The following is a 26,829-nucleotide window of genomic DNA, read 5'->3' as shown; positions in this document are numbered from 1 at the left end:
TAAACTCGTGGCGCTTGCGCAATCAACTTGTGCTTCAAGTCGAGTGTGAAAGGCTTTAGATAGAGTGCAACTGCTTTGCTCTTCACAGAAGGAAGCCCGCTATGGCCACACCGAAACCCGTCGTCCTGTGTATTCTCGATGGTTGGGGCATCGGCCCGACAAAGGAAGCGAACGCACCGGCCATTGCGAAGACGCCCACCTTTGACCGGTTGATGGCGGAATGTCCGCACAGCACGCTGATCACCTTCGGCCCTGACGTGGGACTGCCGAGCGGGCAGATGGGCAACTCCGAAGTCGGGCACACCAATATCGGTGCAGGACGTGTTGTGGCGATGGATCTGGGGCAGATTGATCTGTCCATCGAGGACGGATCCTTCTTCGACAATGAAGCAATTGTGCGCTTCGCCAAGAACGTCAAAAAAGCGGGCGGCACCGCACATCTCATGGGGCTCATCTCCGACGGTGGAGTCCACGGCCATATCGAACACACACTGGCCGCGACCAAAGCCGTGATCGCCCAAGGTGTTCCGGTGGTCATCCATGCAATCACAGACGGGCGCGACGTACCCCCACAATCAGCAGCGGATTTCATCGCGGAGCTTGAGGCGCGTCTGCCCGAATACGCCACCATCGGCACGGTGATCGGGCGCTATTACGCTATGGACCGTGACAACCGCTGGGAACGTGTCTCCCAAGCCTATAACGCGATTGTCAAAGGTGTCGGTGTAGAACGTGCTAACACAGCGCATGAAGCAGTGGAAAACGCCTATGCGCGCAGTGACACAGACGAGTTTATCACCGCGACCGTTATTGGCGATTACGACGGGATCGTGGATGGGGACGGGTTCTTCTGCAACAACTTCCGCGCCGACCGTGCCCGCGAGATCCTGCGCGCTATCGGGGAGCCGGGGTTCAAGGATTTCGACACCGGCCCGCGTCCGAATTACTCGGAACTGCTTGGCATGGTGGAATATTCCAAAGGCCACAACGCCTATATGCAAACCGCCTTCCCGCCACGCGATCTGAAGAACACGCTTGGCGAATGGGTTTCCAAACACGGACTAAAACAATTCCGGCTGGCCGAAACGGAGAAATATCCGCATGTGACCTTCTTCCTCAATGGCGGCAAGGAAGTCCCCGAAGAGGGCGAAGACCGGTTCATGCCGCAATCTCCGAAAGTGGCAACCTATGATCTTCAACCGGAGATGAGCGAACCGGAAGTGGCGGAGAAATTCGTCTGGGCGATTGATGAGGGTTACGATCTGATCGTCACCAATTTCGCCAACCCCGACATGGTCGGTCACACGGGTATCCTTGAAGCCGCCATCGCCGCTTGCGAAGCTGTCGACGACGGTTTGGGCAAGGTGGTCGCAGAGCTCGAAAAGGTCGGCGGCGCGATGCTGGTGATCGCGGATCACGGGAATTGCGAGACGATGGTAGACCCTGTCACAGGCGGACCGCATACGGCGCATACAACAAATCCCGTGCCGGTGATCCTGTTTGGCGGACCTGACGGGGCCAAGCTGCGCGATGGCGGTCGGCTTGCGGATGTCGCCCCGACCATCCTTGAGCTGATGAACCTGCCCCAGCCCAAGGAAATGACCGGCGAAAGTCTGATCATCAAATGAAGGCTCTGATCGCGGCAACTGCGATGGCCGTTCTGGCCAGTTCCGGCTTTGCGCAGGAAAGCCCTGTGGCTCTGGCCGAAGCGGCGGTTGCACAATTCCATGACGCACATAGCCGTTTGGAGGCCGCGCAATCCGCCTCGGATCGGGTGAAGGCCCTGACCGGTGTCGTGCAAGCCTATGAAGAAGGGCTTGAGGCAATGCGGTCGGGCTTGCGGCAAGTCTCCTTGCGCGAAGCCGAACTGTCGCGGGAGTTTGCCGATGAAAGCGGGCAATATGCCCAGCTTCTCGGTATTCTGGTCGGAATGAAACCCGATGCCTCCCCCGAAGCACTGGTGCACCCAAGCGGTCCTCTTGGACAGGCCCGCGCCGGAATGCTGGTCGCCTCTGTCGCGCCGACCGTTCAGGCTCAGGTCGAGGACATGCGCGTGCGTCTCGAAGAGGTGCAAATCCTGCGGGAATTGCAAAACGAGGCGCTCGAAACGCTCTCCCAAGGTTTGCAGGAGGTGCAGCAGGCACGCACCGAACTGTCACAAGCCATGTCGGACCGCACCGACCTGCCGCAACGCTTCACAACCACCCCCGAACGGATCAAGACACTCATCGACAGTTCGGAGACCCTCGAAGCCTTTGCATCGGGTCTTGCCGTGATGGATGTCGTGGACGGGATTTCCCCCCTGCCCGACCTCGGAAGCGCGCAGGGATCATGGCCAATGCCCGTGCCGGGCCGTATGCTCAGAAACTTCAACGAAGCCGATGCGGCAGGTGTCAAACGCCCCGGCTGGCTCTGGGCCGCGCGGCCTTTGTCCCTTGTGACAACCCCCTGGCCCGCGACGCTGCGCTACAAAGGCCCGTTCCTCGACTACGGAAACGTGATCATCCTTGAACCCGCAAATGACGTTTTGCTCATTCTGGCCGGGCTTGATGAGGTCTATGGTGATATCGGAGCCGTCCTGCCCGCAGGGACGGCAGTGGGTCTTATGGGCGGTGCTGCTCCAGATCTCGATGACTTTGTCGAGAATGCCACACAAGGCACTGGCGTGAGCCTTTCAGAGACGCTTTATATAGAAGTAAGAGAAGGCGGACAGCCCGTGAACCCCGAACACTGGTTCGCCGGCGCTCCGCTTTGAGACGATCAAGGGCCGGCAGGGGCCCGAGAAAGAGGAAAGAGATGAAGAAATACATGATGGCTGGCGTGGCTGGCATTCTGGCCGGAACGTTGATCTCGACCCAGTTCGCCGGGCCGCTTTTGGCACAAGAAGCGGAGAAAACGTCGAATGTCTATGAACAACTCGACCTCTTCGGTGACGTGTTCGAGCGCATCCGCGCGCAATATGTCGAGGAAGTCGATTCCGAAGAGCTCATCGAGGCCGCCATTGACGGCATGCTCTCTTCTCTCGATCCTCATTCCTCTTACCTCTCTCCGCAAGACGCCGCTGACATGCGAGTGCAGACGTCCGGCTCTTTCGGCGGTCTCGGCATCGAGGTCACGCAGGAAGAAGGCTTCGTCAAAGTGGTCGCACCGATGGACGGCACCCCAGCCGATATTGCCGGTATTGAAGCGGGCGATTATATCACCGCTGTGGACGGACAAAGCGTCCTTGGCATGACTTTGGATGAAACCGTCGAGATGATGCGCGGGCCGGTCGGCTCCGAAATCGTGATCACCGTGGTGCGCGAAGGCGTCGATGATCCTTTCGATGTCTCCATCATCCGCGACACGATCAAGCTCACCGCCGTGCGTTCGCGAGTTGAGGGCAACTCCATCGTGCTTCGCGTCACAACCTTTAACGACCAGACCTATCCGAACCTCGAAAGCGGGCTGAAAGAAGGTATCGAAGAACTCGGCGGCATCGACAATGTCGATGGCATCATCGTCGATCTGCGCAACAACCCCGGCGGCTTGCTGGATCAGGCGATCAAGGTTTCCGACGCCTTCCTTGACGAAGGAGAGATCGTTTCCACCCGTGGACGTTCGCCCGAGGAAAGCACCCGCGTCAACGCCACCGAAGGCGATCTGGCACAGGGCAAACCGATTGTCGTGCTGATCAATGGCGGCTCCGCGTCGGCTTCCGAAATCGTGTCCGGCGCATTGCAAGACCATCACCGCGCTGTGGTTGTCGGGACGAAATCCTTCGGCAAAGGCTCCGTGCAAACGGTTATGCCGCTGCGTTCCGACGGGGCCATGCGCCTGACCACCGCGCGCTATTACACGCCGTCGGGCCGCTCCATTCAGGCTTTGGGCATCTCCCCCGACATCATCGTCGAACAGCCGCCGCGTCAGCCTGTCGCCGAAGAGACCGAAGAGACACCGAAGTTCCGTTCCGAAGCCGATCTGCGCGGAGCCCTCGACAATGACAGCCTCACCGAAGATGAACGTGCCAAGATCGAAGAAGAACGCGCCGAGGCCGAAGAGGCCGCCAAACTGCGCGACGAGGACTTCCAACTGGCCTATGCGATCGACCTTCTGAAAGGTCTGTCGAAAATCGGTGACTGATAACACGAGGGGCGCCCAACAAAAGCGCCCCTCTTTTCCAAGGCAGGCCTCATGAGCAAAGATTTCTCCACCCTTCCCTATCGTCCCTGTGTCGGCGTCATGCTTTTGAACGACAAGGGGCAGGTCTTTGTCGGTGAACGCATCGACACCCCCGGCGCATGGCAAATGCCACAGGGCGGGATTGATCCGGGCGAGGAACCGCAAGAGGCCGCTTTGCGCGAGCTTTGGGAAGAAATCGGTGTAACCTCCGATCAGATCGAAGTGCTTGCGCAGACCGCCGACTGGCACACCTATGACTTGCCCGATCATCTTTTGGGAAAGGTCTGGAAAGGGAAATATCGCGGACAAAAACAGCTCTGGTTTGTCCTGCGCCTGACCGGCCCCGAAAGCGCCATCAATATCGAGACCGACCATCCGGAGTTCGGCCAGTGGAAATGGTCGAGTTCGGCGGAATTGGTCTCTGATATTGTGCCGTTCAAACGCGATATTTACGAGGCTTTGGTGGCCGAATTCTCAGACCACCTCGCCTGATACTTTATTCGATGCGCAAAACGCTTCAGCGCAACTGTTTCAGCAATGTCTGTGAGGGGTAGCCGTCCGGCGTAATCCCGATGGACTTCTGAAACGCGCGGATCGCATTGGTCGTGTTCGGCCCGATGATGCCGTCCACCTTGTCATCCAGAAAGCCTTTGCGCTTCAAAATCCGCTGCATCTGCTTTTTCTCTTTGAAAGAGAGAGGCTGATAACCGCGCGGCCAAGAGGCCTGAATGGCCGGCCCGCCTTTGAGCCGGTCCGACAGATGCCCGACCCCGATCACATAGGCATCCGCCTTGTTGTAGCGCTCAAGCACAGCGAAGTTGTCAAAGATCATGAACGCCGCGCCGGACGCTCCCGCAGGCAAAAGGATCGAAGCCCGTCCGTAGTTCGGCACGGCTCTCCCATCGACCCCAACCACGCCCAAAGCGGCCCAATCCGACGGGCTACGCATGTTATCACGGCGTGCCGAACTATAGTCGAACCCGCTGGGAAGACGCACTTCAACGCCCCAAGGTTGCCCCTTGTTCCAGCCATGCCGCGCCAGATAGGCGGCAGTGGACGCCAGCGCATCGGTCGGGTCATTCGACCAGATGTCACGCTTCCCATCACCGTCACCATCTACCGCAAAGGCCTCGAAAGAGGTCGGGATGAACTGCGTGTGACCCATAGCGCCGGCCCAGCTTCCCTTCATATTGCGCGGATGGGTGTCGCCCTTCTGCAAAATCTTGAGCGCGGCGATAAGCTGCTGTTCAAAGAACGCGCCGCGCCGCCCGTCATAGGCCAGCGTCGCCATCGCTTCGATCACATTCACATCGCCGCGATGTTCGCCGTAGGCGCTCTCCAACCCCCAGATCGCGGTGACAACATATTTATCGACCCCGAACCGCCGCTCGATCGCATCAAGCGTCTTGGCGTATTTGCGCATGGCTTTCTGACCATTCGACACCCGAGTCGGCGACGCGGCACTGTCGAGGTAGTCCCAGATCTGCTTGGTGAACTCGGATTGACGCCGGTCCTTGGCAATCACATCCGTGTTGTAGCGCACGCCGCGAAACGCCTGGTTGAGCACCGTTTCGGAAATACCTTCACGCCGCGCGCGCTGTTTGAAATTCGTGATCCAAGTCTCGAATCCGGCCTGAGATGCCACGTTTTGCACCAAATGAGCTCCCGGTAACTGAGGCGGTGTCTCCGCCATACGTCCGGCAGTTTGCGCGAACGCGGAAGTGAGGCCAAGCCCCAGAGAGATGCTGATGGCACCGATAACAAGAGAACGCATACTGACTGCTCCGTTTGATTTTGGCTCAGGCTAAACTGAATCGGCACCGGCCTTGAACTGGGCAAATTTCGAGCGGCGATTTTCCGCTACGATCTCACTTTCTCCGGCGCTGCACCTTTTTCTTGAGCTTGGCTTTCTTTGCCTTGGACTTGTTATATTTGCGCGAGACCGGACGCCCCTTTGCACGGCGCGGACCGCGCGGCAACATGGCCCCGTCGATGGACAACAGTTCCAGTTCCAGCCCGCCCGTCTCGGGCACCGCTTCCGCGATTCGGACGGTGACTTTCTGGCCAACAGAAATCACGATGCCGGTCTCCGCACCCATGAGGGTTTGTTCCTCCGGATCGAAATGGAAGAACTCCGCCCCCATCGTCCGCACCGGCACAAGCCCGTCCGCCCCCGTCTCGTCGAGTTTGACGAAAGCGCCAAACTTCTGGATGCCGGAAATATGCCCCGTCATCTCGTTGCCGACGCGCTCGCTCAGATAGGAGGCGAGATAACGGTCATTGGTATCCCGCTCGGCCACCATAGAGCGCCGCTCGGTCTCGGAAATATGTTTTGCGGTGGCTTCGAGCCTGTCGATCTCTTCCGGCGACAAGCCGTCCTTGCCCCAGCCGTGCGCCGAAATCAGTGCGCGGTGCACGATCAGATCGGCGTAACGACGGATCGGAGAGGTGAAATGGGCGTAAGACCGAAGCGCGAGGCCAAAGTGCCCGAAATTCTCGGGGAAATAATACGCCTGCGACATCGAGCGCAGCGTCGAGATGTTGATCAGCTCGTCGTGATCCGTCCCTTCAGCCTGCGCCAGAAGTTTGTTCAGATGCGACGTATGGATCACCTGCCCCTTCGCCAGCGTAAAGCCCGAAGCCTGCGCCACTTCGCGCAGGGCATCCATTTTCTCGTCCGAAGGCTCTTCGTGAACACGATACAAAAGCGGGCGGTTGCGATGGAACAACTCTTCAGCGGCCGCCACATTGGCCAGCACCATGAATTCTTCGATCAGCTTGTGCGCGTCATAGCGTTCCGACAGAGCGACGGAGGACACACGTCCGTCTTCGTCAAGAACGATCTTGCGCTCGGGAAGATCCAAATCCAGCGGCTGACGGGCCTTGCGCGCCCGTTTGAGGGCTTCGTAAGCCTCGAACAGCGGCGTGATGACGGTCTCCATCAGCGGGCCGCATTTGTCATTCACATCACCATCACGCGCCGCCTGAACTTCCGCATAATTGAGCGAGGCTGCGGATTTCATCAAACCGCGAACAAACCGGTGCGAAAGTTTTTTGCCTTCCGCATCAATAACCATCCGGACCGCAATACAAGCACGCGGCACACCCTCATGCAGCGAGCACAGATCACCGGAGAGGCGGTCCGGCAGCATGGGCACCACGCGATCGGGGAAATAGGTCGAATTGCCCCGATTCCACGCCTCGCGATCCAGCGCCGAGCCGGGCGTTACATAATAGGCCACATCAGCAATCGCGACCCAAAGGACAAAGCCGCCTTCATTCTTTGGATCAGTGTCGAACTCGGCCCAAACCGCGTCATCATGGTCTCGCGCATCCGCCGGATCAATGGTCACAAGCGGCATATCGCGAAGGTCTTCGCGACCATTGAGACCGGCGGGTTTGGCCTTGTCGGCCTCTGCGATGACCTCATCGGGGAATTCGTCGGGGATACCGTGTTGGTGAATCGCGATCAGCGACACCGCCTTGGGCGCCGTCGGGTCGCCCAGACGGTTTATGATCCGCGCGTTCGGCAGACCCATACGGTTCTTCGGTCCGGCCTGTTCAGCCTCGACCAACTCGCCATCCTGTGCGCCGTAGTCATTACCCGCGCGCACAAGATAGTCTTTCTCATTGCCCTTATCGATGGGCACAACACGCCCGCCCTCCGCGCCTTTACGGTAAACGCCAAGGATTTTGCGTGGATTAGAGCCTATTTTCCGGATCAGCCGCGCCAGATATTGATGATCCTCGCCCTTCACTTCCTGAAGTTTCGCAAGGATGCGCTCCCCTTCGCCAAGCGCGGGATCGCTGTCTCTGAGCGACAAAAGAACCCGCGGCTCGGGGCCGTCTCCGGTCCACTCCAAAGGACGCGCGAAGAGATCACCGTTCTGGTCCGGTGCGAGCACAGACAGCACAGACACCGGAGGCAGTTTGTCGGGATCGCGATAGGTTCTACGCTGTTTGCGCAGATGGCCCTCGTCCTCAAGCTCTTTGAGCACGCGTTTCAAATCAATGCGCGCAGCGCCTTTGATGCCGAAAGCCTTGGCAATGTCGCGTTTCGCGGTTTGGGTCGGGTTGTCCGAAATCCACTGGAGGATTTCGTCCTTGGTTGGGATCCTGCTCATACATCAAAGCTATCACGAGGTGATCCGCCTCACCACTGGCAAAGCGATCTCCCGTCAGGATTTCACAGGCACAGTTGCGCACACAGGCAGTCTGCCGCCACCTGAAACGTGCTTACAGGTCCAGAACCATATCGTGATGCGGGATGCCCCCGTCCAGATATTCCTCGCCAATCACGCGAAAACCGAAACGTTCGTAAAACCCGATTGCATGGTTTTGTGCGCCGAGCTTGGCCTGCTTCAGATGCGGACGCTGGCGCAACTCTTCAAGACAGGCCTCAATCAACCGCGCACCAAGCCCTGTGCCACGCTGTGATTTCACGACACAAACCCGACCAATCTTGCCGATCTCTCCGACCTCAAAAATGCGCGCCGTGCCAAGCGCCGCGCCATCCGTATCCTTGGCAAGAAGATGCGTTGAAATATCGTCGAGATCATCAATCTCCTCTTCAACGGGCACCTTTTGCTCCTCGACGAAAACGAGCATTCTCAGCTTGTGACAGGCGTCGATATCTGAGGTTTTCGAGATTGTGACAGTCATGCGAAATAGTCTCCAATCAGGCTGGAATAGACATCTTTCAGGGCGGTGATATGGGCGACCTCCACATGTTCATCAACCTTGTGCATGGTCTTTCCGACCAGTCCGAATTCGACAACGGGGCAATGGTTTTTGATGAAACGCGCATCCGATGTGCCGCCTGTGGTGGACAGCTCCGGCGTGACACCCGTGGATTTGGCGACCGCCTCCGCAACCAGATCAACAAAACGACCCGGCGGGGTCAGGAAACTTTCGCCGGAAATCTGGAAGCTCACATCAATCGCGACGCCTGTTTTCTCGGACACCGCTTTCGCCTTGGCACGCATCCAGTCACTTAAAGACGCGCCTGAATGGGCATCGTTGAAGCGGATATTAACCGTCGCCTGCGCTGTGGCGGGCACGACATTGGTGGCCGCGTTGCCCACATCAAAGGTCGTCACCTCAAGATTGGACGGGTCGAAATGTTCAGTGCCCTGATCAAGGCAATGCTCGGACAGATCCGACATCAGCTTCGCCAGAGCCGGCACCGGATTGAGAGTCTGATGCGGATAGGCGACATGGCCTTGCGTCCCGTGCGCCGTGAAATAACCGGTGATAGAGCCGCGCCGGCCGATCTTGATCATCTCGCCCATCGTGTTCGGACAGGTCGGCTCACCGACCAGACACACGCTCATCTTCTCGCCTGCCTCTTCCATATAATCCAGAAGGGCGATGCTCCCGTCCGTAGCGTCCCCCTCTTCATCACCGGTGATGGAGATGATGATAGCAGTCTCATCGGGCTGATTTCGGGTCGTATAATCACACGCCGCCGCAACAAACGCGGCCACGCCGGACTTCATATCGGTCGCCCCGCGTCCCCAGAGCTTGCCATCCTTGATCTCGCCGCCGAACGGATCGACTGTCCACACGGCCTCGTCGCCAACAGGCACAACATCCGTATGGCCGTTGAAACCCAGCGTGCGCGGCGCGGCCTTGTCGCCCCATCGTGCAAACAGATTCGGCGTCCCGTTACGATCAACCCTGACACAGCTAAATCCGGCCTCGCTTAGGGTCTTTTCAAGCAATTCGAGTGCGCCAGCCTCAAGAGGGGTCACACTTGGACAGCGGACCAAAGCGGAGGTCAATTCAACGGGATCTAGGGCCATGATACGTCCTCTGGGATTATTGCCCCATAGACCTACCGAGGCTTGCGCCGGTGAGCAATGCAAAGGTTAATCCAATGTGACCCAACATCTCCACACGCCCCAAAATAGATTGTGTCTGCTCTTTGTGCACCCGAGACGCGAAGTCGTTGCACTTTTGTCACCCCTCTCCCGACCCGCAACGTCAGGCAGGCTGTCTTTTCTTCCGTGATTGAAAACGCCCCCTGTCCTATGCCATATGCACGGGCAGATGAGGGACGACTATGAAACACGTTTTGCGCATTTTAGCGACATTTTTTGTGCTGTTCGGCCCATTCTCCGCGACAGCCCAAGACCATAAAGTCATGACCGTAACCCGCGTGCCGTTTTCGATGGAGGAAGACGGCGAGCAAACCGGATTTGCTATGGATCTGTGGGATGCACTCGCGAAAGATCTCGGCTGGTCCTATACGGTTTCCCGCGTCGACAACTTCCCCGAAATGCTTGAGACCATCGAGAACGGCGAAGCTGACGCCGCCGTGGGCAACATTTCGATCACGTCCAGCCGCGAACTGGTGATGGATTTCACCCAGCCGATCTTTGAAGCGGGCCTTCAGATCATGACCCGCGCCGATGGCGGGGAGATTTCGATCTGGTCGGCGATTATGTCACGGGACATGGTTCTGGCGATTGCCGGTGCATTTGCCCTGCTGTTCGGTGGCGGCATGTTGATGTGGTATTTTGAAAAGCATCATCAGGAATACTTCGCCCTGCCCGCACGAAAGGCCATGTTCCCCGCATTCTGGTGGGCGCTGAACCTCGTGGTAAATGGCGGTTTCGAGGAGCGCCAACCGCGTTCCCCACTGGGACGCGTGTTTGGTGTCTTTCTGGTGATTTCGTCTCTGTTTCTCGTGTCTGTCTTTGTCGCACGCATTACCGCGGTGCTGACGATCGAAGCCATCCAGTCGAATGTCTCCGGCATTGGCGATCTTTACGGTAAAACCGTAGGCACGGTCGAAAACTCCACCGCCGCCGAATTTCTTCTCCGGCGCGATCTGAACTTCGACCCATATTCCAATCCGCAGGAACTGATTGAGGCTTTCGAACAAGGTGACATTGATGCCGTTGTCTTTGACGCACCAATCCTCGCCTATTACGTCAGCCACGAAGGGAAAGGGATTGGACGTGTAGTCGGGCCGATTTTCCTGCCGGAAAACTATGGTATCGCGCTACCGACCAGTTCTCCGCATGCCGACCAGATAAACCACAGCCTGCTCAAGCTGCGCGAAGACGGCACCTATAACCAGATTTACCGCAAATGGTTCGGCCAGAAATAAGGCGGAACGAGACAGGTTTTAGAGACTGATCCGGCGGAAAACCGTCACGTTAGTGGCGGGTCCCGTTGTCGCCTTCGAAAAACGGGGTCATCTGCGCGACGATCACCGAGTTTTCATCCAGCGCGCGCTGCATCAGCTCTTTTTCCTCATCAGAAATCTCGTGCCCTTCGGCGATACGTTCTTCGAGCGTGCCGTATCCGGTCACATCCAGCGGCGCTACATCCGCCTGTTTCAGGATCGCGACAGTCTCGCGCACAGCTTCCGCCTCGTCCACGCCAGAAGCGTAGATCATCAACGCGCCGCCCGTGGCCCCTTTGGGCAAGCCGTCACCGTCCTTGCGGCCAACTTCGACCAGAAGGGTGTAAACTTTTTGACGGGAAGGTTTTGCGGATTTTGACATGCCTTCCCTTTGCGGAGGCTCGGGTGAAAAGTCAAGCAGGCAAATCGTGGTGCAGCTTCGGGAATGAGTCTTGACGTTATGTTATTACATACCTATTTTGCGACGTCTCTCACGAAGGAACACCCAAATGCCCGAACGCTTGCCTGTCACTGTCCTCTCCGGTTTCCTCGGCTCCGGCAAGACCACCTTGCTCAACCGCCTTCTGAACAATCGCGCCGGTCTGCGCGTCGCGGTGATCGTCAATGATATGTCCGAGGTGAATATCGATGCCGATCTGGTCCGTCAGGGTGGAGCGGAGCTGTCGCGCACCGAGGAAACTCTGGTCGAAATGAGCAACGGCTGTATTTGCTGCACCTTGCGGGACGATTTGCTGACAGAAGTCCGACGTCTCGCCGACGCCGGAAAATACGATTATTTGCTCATCGAATCGACCGGCATCGCAGAGCCCATGCCCGTTGCTGCGACCTTTGCCTTCCGTGATGAAAACGGGGAAAGCCTCGACGACATCGCCCGCCTCGACACGATGGTGACGGTGGTTGATACGGTCAACATGCTCAATGACTACAGCAGTCACGACTTCCTCGGAGATCGCGGCGAGGTTGCTGGCGAAGGAGACACACGGCGCATCGTTGACCTTCTGGTTGACCAGATCGAATTTGCAGATATCATCATCCTGAACAAGATCACCGATGCGGGGCCGGATAAACTTCTGGCAGCGCGCAAAATTGTCGCCGCCCTCAACCCCGACGCCAAGGTGATCGAAACCGACTACTCCGAAGTTGCCACCAAGGAAGTGCTCGGCACCGGTCTGTTCGATTTCGACCACGCCCATGAACATCCGCTTTGGGCCAAAGAGCTTTACGGCTTTGCCGACCATACGCCCGAAACCGACGAATATGACGTCACATCCTTCGTCTATCGTGCGCGTCGACCCTTTGATCCGACTACCATCGAAACCGTTCTGAACGGTGATTTGCCCGGTGTGATCCGCGCAAAAGGGCATTTCTGGCTGGCCACCCGTCCGGATTGGGCCGCGGAATTTTCCATGGCGGGCGCACTCAGCACGATCAAGCCCTTGGGCCGGTGGTGGGCGGCGGTGCCTGAGAAATATTGGCCAGATCATCCCGAAGGCCGCTTGCAGATCGCAGAAGTCTGGACCGACGGGTTCGGAGATCGGCGTCAGGAGATTGTCTTTATCGGTTCCGGCATGGACGAAGCACTCATCCGCGCCAAACTCGATTCTGCCTTGATCGGGCCGGAAGATCGGGTCGATTTAGAGCTGGCCCAAATCCTCAATGATCCGTTTCCGAAATGGGGGGCTGCGGCGGCATGAGCAATCTGAACACCAGTTTGCGCAAGCGGCGGCGGGCAAACGACCCTATGCGGGAGTTTGACCGCCTGCCGCGCCCGTTGCGGCTCTGGCTGATGGAGGCGGCTTTACCGTGGTCCCCGCGTTCCGTGCGCAGACTTTGGGCGGGTGCGCTGTCCCTCTATGGCGGCTGCGAGGAACGCGCTCTGGCCCATCTGTCGCGTATTGAGGCGCAGCGCCTTGCAAAGGACGCCTACACGTTCGACGCCGACGGAACTACCTGAGCTTGCGGGTTACCCAGATCAAAAGGATCGCACCGAATGTCCCAACAATGAGCTGCGGCAGCCAACTATTCGCGGCGTAAATGCCCAGCAGGGAGAGGATCAGGTTGAGGACAAACGCCCCGATGATCCCCAAAATGATATTCATAAAAATTCCGGTTTTGGCGTCCATCATACGGCTGGCAATCCAACCGGCTAAGCCCCCGACGATGATCGACGCAATAAGTCCAAGTCCCATGTGACCCTCCTGTTTCACCCTAAACACTCCGCAATGAACTCGGATCACGAATTGATTGCGGACGATCTACGGCATCAAAAATATTTCAGACAAATATATAACGAAACGGGCGCGAAAAGGTTCCCCTTTGCACGCCCGTCTCTTGAGTTTTATTCGCCTTAGTCGCGCAGAAGCTCGTTAATGCCGGTTTTGGAGCGGGTTTTGGCATCCACACGCTTCACAATCACCGCGCAATACAGGTTCACACCGTTTCTCGACGGCATCGTCCCCGCAACAACAACGGAATAGGGCGGCACTTCACCGTAGAAAACTTCACCCGTTTCGCGATCCACGATCTTGGTGGACTGACCAAGGTAAACGCCCATGCCCAGCACGGAGCCTTCGCGGACGATTACGCCCTCGGCCACCTCGGCGCGCGCACCGATGAAGCAGTTGTCTTCAATGATCACAGGACCGGCCTGAAGCGGCTCAAGCACGCCACCGATGCCAGCACCACCCGAAAGGTGGACGTTCTTGCCGATTTGCGCACAGGACCCGACAGTTGCCCATGTGTCGACCATCGTGCCGCTGTCCACATATGCACCGAGGTTCACGAAGGACGGCATCAGCACCACGCCCGGCGCGATATAAGCAGACTTGCGCACAACGGCATTCGGCACGGCGCGGAAACCGGCTTCGGTAAACTCGGCTGTGCCCCAGCCTTTGAACTTGCTGTCGACCTTGTCCCACCAGCCGGAGCCTTGCGGACCGCCGTCATGCAATTCCATATCCTTGATGCGGAAGCCCAGAAGCACAGCTTTCTTGGCCCATTGGTTGACGCTCCAGTTGCCGTCTTCCTGCTTTTCAGCCACGCGAATTTCGCCATGATCGAGCGCATTCAATGTCGCTTCAATGGCTTCACGGGTCTCACCGCCGGTCGCGGGCGTGATGGTATCGCGCGCGTCCCACGCGGCTTCGATGGCGGCTTCGAGCTGTGCATTCGACATGTTGGTCTCCGAGGTCATCGTGGAATATTTGTTCCTGAAGGCTATAGTCGCTCAGGCCCCCCCACGCAACGCGTGAGAGTGCACAGGTAACGAGACAAAACGACATATGAGGCAGCACACATGACTGACACCAAACCAATGGATCGCCGCCACCCCCTGCGTAACAGCCGGGTGGATCAGGAAACCGCACGCCATATCCCCGACACACCGCAAACCCGCTCACCATCCTATAAGCTCGCCTTTACGGATGATGAGTTCATGTTTCGGGACGAATTGCGCCCCGTCCGGTTGCAGTTGGAACTTTTGAAACCTGAAATTCTGATGGAAGAGTTCGGGGTGGAAAGCACCATCGTTCTTTTCGGTGGCGCACGGATTCCGGCCCCTGACAAGAAAGAGACGGCCAAGACCGAGACGCTGGCAGAGCTGTCGAAATATTATGACGAGGCACGGGATTTCTCGCGAATCATGACCGAGCGCGCCAAAGGCAACGGGCATCGGGAGAACGTCATCGTGACCGGCGGTGGCCCCGGTGTGATGGAAGCCGGAAACCGTGGCGCAAAAGATGCGGGCGGGCTGTCCATCGGCCTCAACATTGTGCTGCCGCACGAGCAGGCCCCGAACGAATATGTCACGCCGGAATTGTGTTTCAACTTCCACTATTTCGCGATCCGCAAGATGCACTTCCTGATGCGTGCCAAGGCGATTGTAGTCTTTCCGGGCGGGTTCGGGACACTGGACGAGATGTTCGAGAGCCTCACCCTCATTCAAACGGGCCGCATGAACCGTGTGCCGTTTTTGCTGTTCGGGCGTTCCTTCTGGGAAAACATCATCAACTGGGAAGCTTTGGCCGACGCGGGTACCATTTCCCCCAAAGATCTGGAGCTGTTCAAATTCGTGGAAACCGCAGAGGAGGCCGTTCGCGCGATTGATGGGTGGCCTGAGGAAGGACCGCGCGATGAAATCGTCGGGCGCGAAAGCTAACCCTGTGTCGCGGCAATCGTGCCACTGACGGCGTTAAGTGCCATCATCTCTGATTCGCACCCATTCCATGCCCGTAGGTTACCACGGGCATGGTTAAATCAACGCTACCAGTTCAAAGACCGGCTTCAGCTGCGATCTGTTTGCGGGATTTGCGCGCGCGTTCGGTCGCGGATTTGAGCTGACCACAGGCCGCCATAATGTCTTCGCCACGCGGCTTGCGAATAGGCGAGGCATAGCCCGCCTCCATCAAAATCGCGGCAAAAGAGCGGATGCGGTTGTTCGAGCTACGCTTGTAGGCGGAGCCGGGCCATTCGTTGAAGGGGATCAGGTTGATCTTGGCCGGAATCTTGTAGTCTTTCAGGTGCTGAACAAGGCGACGTGCATCATCATCCGTGTCATTCACCCCGTCGATCATCACATATTCAAAGGTGATACGTTCGGAATTAGAGGCCTTGGGATACTCAGCCAGCGCCGTCAAAAGCGCGTCGATGTTCCAGCGCTTGTTGATCGGCACCAAAACATCGCGGGTCTCGTCCGTGGTCGCGTGGAAAGACACAGCCAGAAGACAGCCGATTTCTTTCGCCGTCCGGTGGATTTCCGGCACGACACCAGAGGTCGAAAGGGTGATACGGCGACGGCCCAGCTGAATGCCTTCAGGATCCATGACGATCTTCATCGCATCGCGCACATTTTCGAAGTTATACAAGGGCTCGCCCATGCCCATCAGGACAATATTGGACAAGAGACGCGCTTCAACGGTTCGGGTGCCGCGCTCGGGCCATTCGTCCAGATCGTCCCGCGCCATCATCACCTGACCGACAATCTCGCCCGCAGTCAGGTTCCGCACCAGCTTTTGCGTGCCCGTGTGACAGAAAGAACAAGTCAGCGTGCAGCCCACCTGCGACGACACGCACAAGGTGCCGCGCCCGTCTTCGGGGATATACACCACCTCGACCTCATGACCGCCCGCAATCCGCACCAGATATTTGCGCGTGCCATCTTCGGACACGAGTTTGGACACCACTTCGGGAATGCGGATTTCGAATTTCTCCGCCAGTTCTTCGCGATAGGCTTTCGAAAGGTTGGTCATCTCGGCAAAATCGCGCACGCCCCAGAGATACACCCATTGCCAGATCTGCCCCGCACGCATCTTTGCCTGCTTTTCGGGTGCGCCGTGCTCGATCAACACCTGACGCAACGCATCACGGGTCAGCCCGACAATGTTGATCTTGTCGGACGGCTCTTCCTTGCGCGGAAAGGTCATTACATCCTGCGTAATCGGTGCGCTGGGTTCCATGGCGGCTCTCTTCAAACCGGTGATAAATGCCTGACGGGATCAACTTGAAACACAAGTCGATGACGGAAGGCTTACCACATCAAATAGGTTACACGGCGTCTCCCGAAAGCCTGCACGCAGACCTTTCGCGAAACGATTTAAGCGGTTCATTTACAGGATTTTCAGCCAGAAAGCCATATGAAAAGGCCCCGCAGATGCAGGGCCCTCATCACTTCTGTTGATAAACCTTTACTTGCCGCAGCGCTTTGCAGCTTCCTCGACCGAGGCGGTAAAGCCCAAAAGCGAGAACGTGTCCTTGGTGATCGTGCCCCGCGAAGACCGGCCCGTGAGCGTCGCCGTTGCTCCGCGCTTCATCGCCGCGATGATCTTGGCATCGTCTTCCGGCGTAACAGCCCAAGCCGTTTCATCGTCGGAATTGGTGAACAGGTTAAACTCCGAACCACCGATTTCCATGGTCACATTCGACCCAGGCGCAAATGGATAGCCGCCAAGGAAGGACACCTGTCCGTTGACCCCATTGCCGGGACCATAGGTGACAAACAGCAAAATCTCGGAGCGCACCACAGATTTCGGACGCCCCGCGCTATCGGTGTTCAGGGTCTCTTTCGGAACCGACACAGCCCAGCATGTCTTGGTCGGCTGGCTCTCTTCATAGACATACCAATCAGTGTTCGATCCCACTTGATTGGTGCTTTCCTGCGCGAATGCCGGACCTGTCATCGCCGCAAGGGCCGCCGCAAACAGGGTCTGTTTCACGAAAAAACTCATTGATCTCTCACTGCCTCTCGTTATGTCGGCCTCTGTTGACCACACGCTCCGCTGTCTATAGCTGCGGTTTTCGAATGGGGTCAGGCCAAATCCTATCGTCTGTCGGCACAGTAACGCACTTCCGCCGACTTGGGAAAGGGCCTTGGCAGAAATTCGCTGAAACGTGAAAGGATCGAGAAATGACCGTGACACAAGAGATGGTCGAGGTTTGGCGCGGGCCGGTTCTGGAGAGCCGCCATGCTGGTATCGCCGTGATCTGCAACGCCGAAGGCGAAGTGATCGAAAGCTGGGGCGATCCCGACACGGTGATCCTGCCGCGCTCGTCGGTGAAGATGATTCAGGCGCTGCCCCTGATCACCTCCGGCGCGGCCGATGCCAAGGGCCTGACAGAAGAACAGATCGCTCTGTCCTGCGCCTCGCATCAGGGCGCACCGATCCACACCCAGCGGGTTGGCGCGTGGCTCAGCGATCTGGGTCTGAGCGAGAACGACCTGATTTGCGGCCCACAGACGCCGTGGGACATTCCCACACGCAATGCACAGATCAAGGCCGAAAGCGGGAAATGCCGCATCCACAACAATTGCTCCGGCAAACATTGCGGCTTTCTGACCTTGACCCAACATCTGGGTACTGGACCGGACTACGTTGATCCCGACCATCCTGTGCAAAAGGCCGCGCTTGATGCCTTTGAAACCGTGACGGGAGAGACCTCCCCCAGCTTCGGCATCGACGGCTGTTCCGCCCCCAATTTTGCTACAACCCTGCGCGGATTGGGCCGTGCTATGGGCTATTTTGCCGGAGCCCGCGAAGAGGGCGACAGGATGGAGCGTGCCGCGTTCCGTTTGGCGAAAGCCATGCGCAGCTATCCCGATTTGGTCGCCGGAGAGGGTCGCGCCTGCACCGAGTTGATGCGTGCAGCCAAGGGCAAAGTTACAATCAAAACCGGCGCAGAAGGCGTGTTCACCGCGATCCTGCCAGAACAAGGTCTGGGCGTGGCGCTCAAAATTACCGACGGGGCGACACGCGCATCGGAATGTGCCATCGCCGCCCTTCTGGTGAAGCTTGGTGCGCTCGATGCAAATGATCCGCTGGTGAAAAAGCGCCTCAACCCCGACGTGCCGAATTTCGCAGGAATCAACACAGGCGAAATCAAACCGGCAGCGGGCTTTCCGGCCTGAAATCTCGCGCGCTACGCTCTCGTTTCCTTGGCTGTATAAAGACTCAAAACCACTCGGAAACGAGCTTGAGCGCAAGAGCCGTCGAAGCGATCACCAGCACGGGCTTGATCAGTCGCGCACCGATCCTTGTGGCGAGTGTCGAGCCCACATAGGCCCCCGCGATCTGGGCCATGCCCATAGCGAGACCCAGCATCCACAAGGGTTTGGCGACCAGAACAAACCCGACCAGCCCGCCCACATTTGAAGCAAAGTTCAGCAGCTTTGTGTGGGCGGTGGCTTTCAGGATGCCATAGCCCGCAAGACTCACAAAACCGAGCATGAAAAATGCCCCCGTGCCCGGCCCCAAAAGACCGTCATAAAACCCGATACAAGGCACAAAACTCGCGGCAAACAGGGTTGGCGTGATGCGTTGGGTACGGTCCACATCGTTCAGCCCCGGCTTGAAGGCAAAGAAAAGCGCAATCGCAATCAAAAGCACGGGCAGGCCAAGCCGGATCACATCCGTGGGCAAAGAACTGGCCAGAAGGGCCCCGAGAATGGCACCCGCGAAGGACAGGACCGCCGGCACGATCTGCGTGCGCAAATCGACATGCCCGGCCCGCGCATAGTTGATCGCCGCCATACCGGCCCCGAACAATCCCTGCACCTTATTGGTCGCAAGCGCCTGCACCGGCGGAATCCCTGCAAGCATCAAGGCAGGCACCGTAATCAACCCGCCTCCGCCTGCGATACTGTCCACAAATCCTGCGGCAAACCCCGCCGCTATGAGGATCAGCAGCAGGTCAAGCGAGACCTCAAACATCGGCGAAATCGGCTTTTGCGTAGCCCTGAACATAGAGCAGCGCGGTGAGATCTCCGTGGTTGATACGGATATCGCATTCGGCGGCAACGGACGGTTTGGCATGCAAGGCAACGCCCGCACCGGCCAGTTTCAACATGCCCAGATCATTCGCCCCGTCTCCCACGGCGATCACATCGCCATGCGTCAAACCGAGGCGTTCGGTGATCTCATTGAGCGCTGAAACCTTGGCCTCGCGCCCGAGAATCGGTAGGCCCGGCTTGCCGACCAGCTCGCCGTTCTCGACCAGCAAGGTATTGGCGCGGTTCTCATGGAACCCGAGCGTTTCGGCCACATAGCCTGTAAAGGCCGTAAACCCGCCCGAAACCAGCGCCGCATAAGCCCCGTCGCGCTTCATTGTCGCCAAAAGGGCCTTGCCCCCCGGCATGAAGGTGATCCGCTCGTCGATAACCTTTTGGATGACACTCTCCGGCAAGCCTTTCAAAAGCCCGACCCGCTCGGTCAAAGCTCCCTCAAAGTCCAGTTCGCCATTCATCGCCTTGGCGGTGATCTCCTTGACCCGCTCGCCAACGCCGGCAACATCCGCCAGTTCGTCGATGCATTCCTGCTGGATCATGGTCGAATCCATATCGGCCAGAAGCATCTTTTTCCGGCGCTCCTCTGCGGGTTGGGCAACAAGGTCGATACCTTGTGTCTGGAGACCTTCCCAGACATCCCAAAGGTTGGATGGCACCTGCTCGACCATGAATTCAGCGGCCTCGCCCAAAGCAAGCCACTTCAGATCACCACCTCCCCAAGCCGAGCGCAGAGCCTCCGCCGTCGAAAGATTGAGCGCGGGGGCGGCAGGGTTGGTCAAAAGCGTGACGGCATACATGGGAGGCTCCGAAATATCTTTGCGCCCGCCTGATACCGCGCACGGCACAGGCTTTCCAGCCTTTTCGATACGGGCAAGGGTCGACAGTCAAAGCGGCCCCGAAGGGCCGCTTGTGGTGATGTGGAGGTCATGAGACGTCGCTCAGGAGGTCCGCTTGCTCTGCGCGGCTGACAGAAACTCTTTCGCTCGCATCGCATCAGGACGGGTTAACAGACTGCCCCCGACAAAAAGCGCTACAGAAACGGGCAAGGCCAGCACTCCGGCATTGAGGCCCCAGAGTTTGTTTCCGGTCAGATACATGGTGATGACAAAGGCAACCCCGCCCAAAATCGACAACAAAGCCCCCGCCGATGTGCCGCGCGTCCAGAAAAATGCGCCGATAATCGCAGGCACTGTCACGATCAGCCCGACAGAGGCGGCCACCGACAGGATCGCGATCATTGAAATCTGGAAGGAAGCAAAAGCCAACGCCAGAACCGAGATCACGGGGATGACGAATTTGCCGACCTTGAGTTGCGCCGCATCCTTCGACGGGGACATGTTGCCCCAGACATCACGGGCAAAGACCGATGACAGCGTCAACAGAATCGAGTCGATGGTCGAAACCGCAGCCGCAAGAATACCGATCATCACGATCACCCCCAGAAGTGGCGGCACATAATCCGACGCCAGAAGCGTCGCTGTGGCCAAGTCCGGTTTCTCAAGGTCCGGAAAGGCAACATAGGCCGAGAAGCCCCAGAGCACGGAGACAACGGTGTAAACCAGTCCGAAACAGAGAAAGATCAACAGCATATGTCGCAGCGCACGCAGGGACTTCGGCATGAACAGGCGCTGGCTGACCTGCGGATTCGAAATCGAGAAAAAGAACCACGGGATCGTCAGTCCAAGGAAGGTCTTGAAGCTGAACAGACCCGGTCCCGGCACGGTTAACATCTCCGGGTTGCGCGCGGAAACCGCGTCAAACAGAGCGTTGAATCCGCCAAGTTCGGAGATCACGAGGACACAAACGATCACGGCAGCAAGGATCATCACCAGAGCTTGCAAACTGTCAGTCCACATAACGGAGCGGATGCCTGCGATATAGGAAAACAGGATGGCAAGAACTGTTGCGATTACGATGCCCCAACCAAAGGGGATCGCACCGCCGGTCATGCCAGAGAGCAGATAGCCGACACCGGAAAGCTGCACCGAGGAGTATGGAATGAGGAAGACAAGGCTGACCAGCCCCGCCGCCACGGCCACCCATTTGCTGTTGTAGCGATGGCCGAGCATCTCGGAGGGGGTGACGAAATTGAAGCGCTTGCCAACCGCCCAGAAACGCGGGCCGAAAATGGCAACGAGTGACACCCCTGCGAAATACACGATTTCAAACCCGAGAGCACCCACCCCGCCTTTGTAGGTCAAGCCAGCCAGCCCCACCATCATGAAGGCAGAATAGGTTGTCGCGGAGTAGCTCAACGCCGACAGAACGCCGTTCATGGCGCGGTTTCCGAGGAAGTAATCGGACATCGAAGACGATGATCCGGCGCGGGAAACCCATGCGACCGTAAGGCCGAGGATCACATAGAGGGCAACGCCCCAGAGCACGAGAGCGGTATTCATTCGTCGCCCTCCCCGAAACCGGAGGTGGCCACGACATTGAGAAGGATCACGGCGAGGCCTGCTAGGGTCCAGAACAGGAAGGCCCCCGTCCAATGCGCGACGGAGCCGAGCAGGAAATATGGCACAACATAGCATGCAAGGATGACGATGCCCCAGAGGGCTATAGCGATTCGGAATGACATTTTTCGGGTCTTGTCCTGATGTTTGGAAACGGTCCGACCATCTTTGTCTGCGTCCTCTAGCCGCAGACCTGATCGGATCGGGGCAAGTCACAACAGGCAGGCAAGCCGGACTGTTGCCGGGAGATTCCGGCCCCGACAGCCTCTCTCCCTCCCCCGCGCCCCTCTAAGGCGCCGAGTGGAGGGATGTTTACGCAAAAAATCCCGAAAATGATACAAAAACATGACAATTCCGGCCAAAAACATTTGACCCATCAGTCAGATTTCAAGGCCACCCTTAGGGGTGAAGCCCCTCAACAATCACGTCATAGGGTTACAGTTTGGCGCACAGAAGATGCCAGGAAAGCCTCATGGGACAGCCCCGCGCAATCCCGCGCCCTGACGGGTGCGGATGTTGCGCTGCGGCGAAAACAGGTGCGAAAGAACAGTTGCTTTTTCTTTTGCATGGGAATATCTGCGGCGGCGGGACACCTCTCCCCAACGAGAGGCATTATATCTGGAAGGATAGCAGATATGGCTACCAAGCATCCGCAGGCGCGTCCTGCGAACCCGCGTTTTTCGTCCGGCCCTTGCGCCAAAATCCCCACATTTTCTCTGGATCTGCTGGCTGACGCCCCACTGGGCCGTTCGCACCGTGCCAAGGTTGGCAAGGACAAGCTGAAAGCCGCGATCGAGACGACCCGTGAGGTCCTCGGCATTCCCGCCGATTACAAGATCGGCATCGTGCCGGCCTCTGATACCGGCGCTGTCGAAATGGCGCTCTGGTCTCTCTTGGGCGCACGCAAAGCGACCATGTGCGCATGGGAATCCTTTGGTGCAGGCTGGGTTACAGACGTTGTCAAACAGCTCAAAATCGACGCCGAAGTGAAAACCGCTGACTACGGTCAGATCGTCGATTTTGCGGATGTCGATTTCAACACCGACGTTGTCTTTACGTGGAACGGCACAACATCTGGTGTGCGCGTCCCCAACGGCGACAAAATCCCCGCTGACCGGGAAGGGCTGACCATCTGTGATGCGACCTCTGCGGCCTTTGCGATGGACCTGCCTTGGGACAAGCTCGATGTGACCACCTTCTCCTGGCAGAAGGTCATGGGCGGCGAAGCGGCACACGGGATGATCGTGTTGTCCCCGCGCGCGGTCGAGCGTCTGGAAAGCTACACCCCTGCATGGCCGCTGCCGAAAATCTTCCGCATGACCAAAGGCGGCAAGCTGATCGACGGGATCTTCACCGGTGCAACGATCAACACCCCGTCCATGCTGGCGGTTGAGGACTACCTCGTGGCGCTGGACTGGGCGAAAACGGTTGGCGGGCTGGAAGGTCTGATCAAGCGTTCGACCACCAATGCCAAGGTGCTTTGGGATTTCTGCGACCGTCATGACTGGATCGCCAACCTCGCTGAAGACGAGGCGACGCGCTCCAACACCTCCGTGTGTCTCAAGTTCACCGACGACCGCATCACGGACGGTGCTGCCTTTGCGAAGGCCGTGGCCAAGAAGCTCGAAGACTACAACGCTGCTTACGACATCGGTGCCTATCGCGACGCCCCTGCAGGTCTGCGCGTGTGGTGTGGTGCGACGGTGGAAGCCTCCGATCTTGAGGCCCTGACACTCTGGCTCAAATGGGCCTTCGAAGAGTGCATTGCTGAGCAATAACACCTGATTTTTGGCGGTCGGCAAACTGTCGGACTTCTGTCGGACTTTTGTCGGCCCCCACAGGATCAAAGCGCCGGGCGTCTACGCCCGGCTCCCAATCCCAACATATTCCCGAGGAGCGCCCAACATGGCCCCCAAAGTTCTCGTCTCCGACAAACTCTCGGAAACCGCAGTCCAGATCTTTCGCGACCGTGGCATCGAAGTCGACTTCATGCCCGAGCTTGGCAAAGACAAAGAGAAGCTGGCCGAAGTCATCGGCAAATATGACGGTCTGGCAATTCGCTCTGCCACCAAAGTGACGCCGTCGCTTCTGGAAAAAGCCGACAACCTCAAAGTGGTCGGCCGCGCCGGTATCGGCACCGACAACGTCGACAAGGAAGCCGCGTCGAAAAAAGGTGTGATAGTAATGAACACGCCGTTCGGCAACATGATCACCACCGCAGAACACGCGATTGCGATGATGTTCTCCGTGGCACGCCAGATTCCCGAAGCCTCCGCCTCCACCCACGCGGGCAAATGGGAAAAGTCCAAATTCATGGGCACCGAGCTGACCGCGAAAACCCTCGGCGTCATCGGCGCGGGCAACATCGGTGGTATCGTTTGTAACCGCGCGATTGGCCTGAAAATGAAAGTGATCGCTTACGATCCCTTCCTCTCCGAAGAACGCGCCAATGAAATGGGTGTGGAAAAAGTCGAACTCGACGAGCTTCTCAAACGCGCCGACTTCATCACGCTGCACGTTCCGCTGACCGATTCGACCCGCAACATCCTCTCGAAAGAGAACCTTGAGAAAACCAAAAAAGGCGTGCGGATCATCAACTGTGCCCGTGGCGGTCTTGTGGACGAGGTCGCTCTGGCCGAATTGCTGAAATCCGGCCATGTCGCTGGCGCAGCTTTCGACGTGTTTGCTGAAGAACCCGCGAAAGAGAACGTGCTCTTCGGTCTGCCCAATGTGGTCTGCACCCCGCACCTCGGTGCGTCCACCACGGAAGCTCAGGAAAACGTGGCGCTGCAAGTGGCCGAGCAAATGTCCAACTACCTGCTGGACGGTGCCGTTGAAAACGCACTGAACATGCCCTCCATGACCGCCGAAGAAGCGAAAGTTATGGGGCCGTGGGTGAAACTGGCCGAATATCTCGGTTCCTTCATCGGTCAGGTTACCGAAGAAGCCATCGAGTCGATCAACATCACCTATGACGGTGTTGCCTCCGAGATGAACCTCAAGGCGCTCGAAGCGGCTGTGGTTGCAGGTATCATGCAAGCGGTGAACCCCGACGTGAACATGGTTTCCGCACCGCTGATCGCCAAAGAGCGCGGGATCCAGCTTTCCAAAACCACACAGGATGCCTCCGGTTCCTTTGAAGGCTACATCAAGCTCGACATCCAGACCGTCGAGAAATACCGCACCATCGCCGGCACGGTGTTCTCCGATGGCAAGCCGCGCTTCATCCAGATCAAAGGCATCACCATCGACGCCGAAGTGGGCGAGCATATGCTCTACACCACCAACAAGGACGTTCCGGGCATCATCGGGAAACTCGGCACGCTTCTGGCCGAGCATAATGAAAACATCGCCAACTTCACCCTTGGCCGCGCCGAAGAAGGTGGCGATGCGATCGCAATGACCTTCCTCGACACGCCGGTGAAAGAGGAAACGGTGAAGGCGCTCAAAGACTCCGGTCTGTTCCAGCGCGTGATCCCGCTGCACTTCAAAGTCTGATTTCAGGCGGACGTCTGATTGCACAGGCGTTTTTTACAAAACGATCAGGGGGGCCGCTGGACAAACCAGCGGCCCTTCGTTTTACGTCATGTGACCAAACACAAACGCAGATGCGGCCCAGCGCCGCAACGGGAGAACACGCCATGAGAACGAAAGCCGCCGTCGCTCTTGAAGCCGGAAAGCCGCTTGAAATTATGGAAGTGGAGCTTGAAGGCCCGAAGAAGGGCGAAGTTCTGATCGAAGTGAAGGCCACCGGCCTGTGCCACACGGATGAATTCACCCGCTCGGGGGCCGATCCAGAAGGGATTTTCCCCTGTATCCTCGGTCATGAGGGCGCGGGTGTTGTGCTGGAAGTGGGCGAAGGCGTCACCACGCTGAAACCCGGCGATCATGTGATCCCGCTCTATACACCGGAATGCCGCGAATGTCCCTCCTGCCTGTCGGGCAAGACCAACCTGTGCACCGCCATTCGCAACACGCAGGGTCAGGGCCTGATGCCCGATGGCACCACGCGGTTCAAGATGCTCGATGGCACGCCGATCTATCACTACATGGGGTGCTCCACCTTTGCGAACCACACGGTGATGCCGGAGATCGCGCTGGCGAAGGTGCGTGAGGATGCTCCCTTTGACAAGATTTGCTACATCGGTTGCGGCGTGACCACGGGGATTGGTGCGGTGATCAACACCGCAGGCGTCGAAATTGGCGCAACAGCGGCGGTGTTCGGTCTTGGCGGCATTGGTCTCAATGTCATTCAGGGTCTGCGCATGGCTGGTGCCGATATGATCATCGGTGTTGATCTGAATGACGACAAGGCGGAGATGGCCCGCAAATTCGGCATGACCCATTTCGTGAACCCCTCGAAGATTGGCGGCACGGTGGTCGAAGAGATCGTCAACCTCACCAAGAAGGGTGCGGACCAGATCGGCGGCGTGGATTATTCCTTTGATGCAACCGGCAACGTCAATGTGATGCGGGACGCACTGGAATGTTCGCACCGTGGTTGGGGTGTGTCGGTCATCATCGGCGTGGCCCCTGCGGGTGCGGAGATTTCGACCCGTCCGTTCCAGCTTGTCACCGGTCGCGTCTGGAAAGGCACGGCGTTTGGCGGGGCGAAGGGGCGCACGGATGTGCCGAAATTCGTCGACTGGTATATGGACGGCAAGATCGAGATCGACCCGATGATCACGCACAAGCTGAAGCTGGAAGAGATCAACCACGGCTTTGACTTGATGCATGAAGGCAAATCGATCCGTGCGGTAATCGAATATTAAGAGGTGATC

The 26,829-nt window shown here is 57.9% G+C and carries 25 protein-coding genes; 12 read left to right on the top strand and 13 right to left on the bottom strand.

Annotated elements, in window-relative coordinates; all coding sequences use genetic code 11:
• Nucleotides 1-101 precede the first annotated feature (101 nt).
• From gpmI to BM152_RS11340, 4 genes are read left to right on the top strand one after another with little or no spacing between them, the layout of a single operon-like run.
• Nucleotides 102-1,628, top strand: coding sequence for a 2,3-bisphosphoglycerate-independent phosphoglycerate mutase (gene gpmI / locus BM152_RS11355; protein WP_066601212.1), 1,527 nt, complete (start codon nucleotides 102-104; stop codon nucleotides 1,626-1,628).
• On the top strand, nucleotides 1,625-2,755 hold the full coding sequence (locus tag BM152_RS11350; protein ID WP_066601211.1) for a murein hydrolase activator EnvC family protein: 1,131 nt from the start codon (nucleotides 1,625-1,627) through the stop codon (nucleotides 2,753-2,755). Before gpmI ends, BM152_RS11350 begins: the two co-directional genes overlap by 4 nt.
• A gap of 41 nt (nucleotides 2,756-2,796) precedes the next feature.
• On the top strand, nucleotides 2,797-4,122 hold the full coding sequence (locus BM152_RS11345; protein WP_066601208.1) for a S41 family peptidase: 1,326 nt from the start codon (nucleotides 2,797-2,799) through the stop codon (nucleotides 4,120-4,122).
• A gap of 51 nt (nucleotides 4,123-4,173) precedes the next feature.
• Nucleotides 4,174-4,653: an RNA pyrophosphohydrolase gene (locus BM152_RS11340; RefSeq protein WP_066601206.1), complete on the top strand. Its 480-nt coding sequence runs from the start codon at nucleotides 4,174-4,176 to the stop codon at nucleotides 4,651-4,653.
• Nucleotides 4,654-4,678: 25 nt separating this feature from the next.
• Here the strand turns inward: BM152_RS11340 and BM152_RS11335 are convergent, their stop codons facing one another.
• The 4 genes from BM152_RS11335 to dapE all read right to left on the bottom strand — a co-directional run bounded on the left by BM152_RS11335 (nucleotide 4,679) and on the right by dapE (nucleotide 9,965).
• The gene (locus tag BM152_RS11335) at nucleotides 4,679-5,935 is read right to left on the bottom strand and encodes a lytic murein transglycosylase (RefSeq protein WP_066601201.1); all 1,257 of its coding nucleotides are present in this window, start codon (nucleotides 5,933-5,935) and stop codon (nucleotides 4,679-4,681) included.
• Nucleotides 5,936-6,029: 94 nt separating this feature from the next.
• Complete coding sequence (gene rnr, locus BM152_RS11330) at nucleotides 6,030-8,285, bottom strand: ribonuclease R (RefSeq protein ID WP_066601197.1); 2,256 nt, start codon at nucleotides 8,283-8,285, stop codon at nucleotides 6,030-6,032.
• A 112-nt stretch (nucleotides 8,286-8,397) separates the two neighbouring features.
• Nucleotides 8,398-8,823, bottom strand: coding sequence for a GNAT family N-acetyltransferase (locus BM152_RS11325; RefSeq protein ID WP_066601194.1), 426 nt, complete (start codon nucleotides 8,821-8,823; stop codon nucleotides 8,398-8,400).
• Nucleotides 8,820-9,965, bottom strand: a complete 1,146-nt coding sequence (gene dapE, locus BM152_RS11320) for a succinyl-diaminopimelate desuccinylase (protein WP_066601193.1) — start codon at nucleotides 9,963-9,965, stop codon at nucleotides 8,820-8,822. Before dapE ends, BM152_RS11325 begins: the two co-directional genes overlap by 4 nt.
• Before the next feature lie 260 nt (nucleotides 9,966-10,225).
• On the opposite strand from dapE, the gene BM152_RS11315 reads away from it, so the two are divergent.
• The gene (locus BM152_RS11315; RefSeq protein ID WP_066601191.1) at nucleotides 10,226-11,278 is read left to right on the top strand and encodes a transporter substrate-binding domain-containing protein; all 1,053 of its coding nucleotides are present in this window, start codon (nucleotides 10,226-10,228) and stop codon (nucleotides 11,276-11,278) included.
• 49 nt (nucleotides 11,279-11,327) lie between these two features.
• Here the strand turns inward: BM152_RS11315 and BM152_RS11310 are convergent, their stop codons facing one another.
• Nucleotides 11,328-11,678: a hypothetical protein gene (locus tag BM152_RS11310; RefSeq protein WP_066601189.1), complete on the bottom strand. Its 351-nt coding sequence runs from the start codon at nucleotides 11,676-11,678 to the stop codon at nucleotides 11,328-11,330.
• Between the two features lie 127 nt (nucleotides 11,679-11,805).
• Between BM152_RS11310 and BM152_RS11305 the strand changes: the two genes are divergently transcribed.
• Both BM152_RS11305 and BM152_RS11300 read left to right on the top strand, forming a co-directional pair.
• Nucleotides 11,806-13,011: a GTP-binding protein gene (locus BM152_RS11305; RefSeq protein WP_066601187.1), complete on the top strand. Its 1,206-nt coding sequence runs from the start codon at nucleotides 11,806-11,808 to the stop codon at nucleotides 13,009-13,011.
• The gene (locus BM152_RS11300) at nucleotides 13,008-13,271 is read left to right on the top strand and encodes a DUF6525 family protein (protein ID WP_066601245.1); all 264 of its coding nucleotides are present in this window, start codon (nucleotides 13,008-13,010) and stop codon (nucleotides 13,269-13,271) included. The genes BM152_RS11305 and BM152_RS11300 overlap by 4 nt, the downstream gene beginning before the upstream one ends.
• Here the strand turns inward: BM152_RS11300 and BM152_RS11295 are convergent.
• Nucleotides 13,264-13,506 (bottom strand): GlsB/YeaQ/YmgE family stress response membrane protein, encoded by a 243-nt coding sequence (locus tag BM152_RS11295; RefSeq protein ID WP_066601186.1) that lies wholly within the window; start codon nucleotides 13,504-13,506, stop codon nucleotides 13,264-13,266. The two genes, BM152_RS11300 and BM152_RS11295, sit on opposite strands and share 8 nt — an antisense overlap.
• 158 nt (nucleotides 13,507-13,664) lie before the next feature.
• Nucleotides 13,665-14,492: a 2,3,4,5-tetrahydropyridine-2,6-dicarboxylate N-succinyltransferase gene (dapD, locus tag BM152_RS11290; protein ID WP_066601243.1), complete on the bottom strand. Its 828-nt coding sequence runs from the start codon at nucleotides 14,490-14,492 to the stop codon at nucleotides 13,665-13,667.
• 120 nt (nucleotides 14,493-14,612) lie between these two features.
• On the opposite strand from dapD, the gene BM152_RS11285 reads away from it, so the two are divergent.
• Nucleotides 14,613-15,473, top strand: a complete 861-nt coding sequence (locus BM152_RS11285; RefSeq protein ID WP_066601184.1) for an LOG family protein — start codon at nucleotides 14,613-14,615, stop codon at nucleotides 15,471-15,473.
• Between the two features lie 112 nt (nucleotides 15,474-15,585).
• Here BM152_RS11285 and rlmN read toward each other — a convergent pair whose 3' ends face one another.
• On the bottom strand, nucleotides 15,586-16,770 hold the full coding sequence (gene rlmN / locus BM152_RS11280; protein ID WP_066601182.1) for a dual-specificity RNA methyltransferase RlmN: 1,185 nt from the start codon (nucleotides 16,768-16,770) through the stop codon (nucleotides 15,586-15,588).
• Between the two features lie 228 nt (nucleotides 16,771-16,998).
• Nucleotides 16,999-17,538 (bottom strand): invasion associated locus B family protein, encoded by a 540-nt coding sequence (locus BM152_RS11275; RefSeq protein WP_066601180.1) that lies wholly within the window; start codon nucleotides 17,536-17,538, stop codon nucleotides 16,999-17,001.
• Nucleotides 17,539-17,717: 179 nt separating this feature from the next.
• On the opposite strand from BM152_RS11275, the gene BM152_RS11270 reads away from it, so the two are divergent.
• Entirely contained in the window at nucleotides 17,718-18,716 is a 999-nt protein-coding gene (locus BM152_RS11270; protein WP_066601178.1) for an asparaginase, read from the top strand.
• A 43-nt stretch (nucleotides 18,717-18,759) separates the two neighbouring features.
• On the opposite strand, the gene BM152_RS11265 is transcribed toward BM152_RS11270, so the two are convergent.
• The 4 genes from BM152_RS11265 to BM152_RS11250 form a co-directional block, all read right to left on the bottom strand.
• Nucleotides 18,760-19,518, bottom strand: a complete 759-nt coding sequence (locus BM152_RS11265; RefSeq protein ID WP_066601176.1) for a TSUP family transporter — start codon at nucleotides 19,516-19,518, stop codon at nucleotides 18,760-18,762.
• The gene (gene serB / locus BM152_RS11260; protein ID WP_066601174.1) at nucleotides 19,511-20,389 is read right to left on the bottom strand and encodes a phosphoserine phosphatase SerB; all 879 of its coding nucleotides are present in this window, start codon (nucleotides 20,387-20,389) and stop codon (nucleotides 19,511-19,513) included. Before serB ends, BM152_RS11265 begins: the two co-directional genes overlap by 8 nt.
• 141 nt (nucleotides 20,390-20,530) lie before the next feature.
• Nucleotides 20,531-21,991, bottom strand: a complete 1,461-nt coding sequence (locus tag BM152_RS11255; protein ID WP_066601172.1) for a sodium:solute symporter family protein — start codon at nucleotides 21,989-21,991, stop codon at nucleotides 20,531-20,533.
• Nucleotides 21,988-22,173, bottom strand: coding sequence for a hypothetical protein (locus BM152_RS11250; RefSeq protein ID WP_066601170.1), 186 nt, complete (start codon nucleotides 22,171-22,173; stop codon nucleotides 21,988-21,990). The genes BM152_RS11255 and BM152_RS11250 overlap by 4 nt, the downstream gene beginning before the upstream one ends.
• Nucleotides 22,174-22,683: 510 nt before the next feature.
• On the opposite strand from BM152_RS11250, the gene BM152_RS11245 reads away from it, so the two are divergent.
• The 3 genes from BM152_RS11245 (at nucleotide 22,684) to BM152_RS11235 (ending at nucleotide 26,820) form a co-directional block, all read left to right on the top strand.
• Nucleotides 22,684-23,826, top strand: a complete 1,143-nt coding sequence (locus BM152_RS11245) for a phosphoserine transaminase (protein ID WP_066601169.1) — start codon at nucleotides 22,684-22,686, stop codon at nucleotides 23,824-23,826.
• A 127-nt stretch (nucleotides 23,827-23,953) separates the two neighbouring features.
• Nucleotides 23,954-25,546: a phosphoglycerate dehydrogenase gene (gene serA / locus BM152_RS11240; protein WP_066601167.1), complete on the top strand. Its 1,593-nt coding sequence runs from the start codon at nucleotides 23,954-23,956 to the stop codon at nucleotides 25,544-25,546.
• A 143-nt stretch (nucleotides 25,547-25,689) separates the two neighbouring features.
• Complete coding sequence (locus tag BM152_RS11235) at nucleotides 25,690-26,820, top strand: S-(hydroxymethyl)glutathione dehydrogenase/class III alcohol dehydrogenase (protein ID WP_066601164.1); 1,131 nt, start codon at nucleotides 25,690-25,692, stop codon at nucleotides 26,818-26,820.
• The last annotated feature ends 9 nt before the right edge of the window (nucleotides 26,821-26,829 follow it).

The organism is Celeribacter halophilus, assembly GCF_900114135.1.
Lineage (GTDB): Bacteria > Pseudomonadota > Alphaproteobacteria > Rhodobacterales > Rhodobacteraceae > Celeribacter > Celeribacter halophilus.
This window is presented reverse-complemented; position numbering and strand designations above follow the sequence as displayed.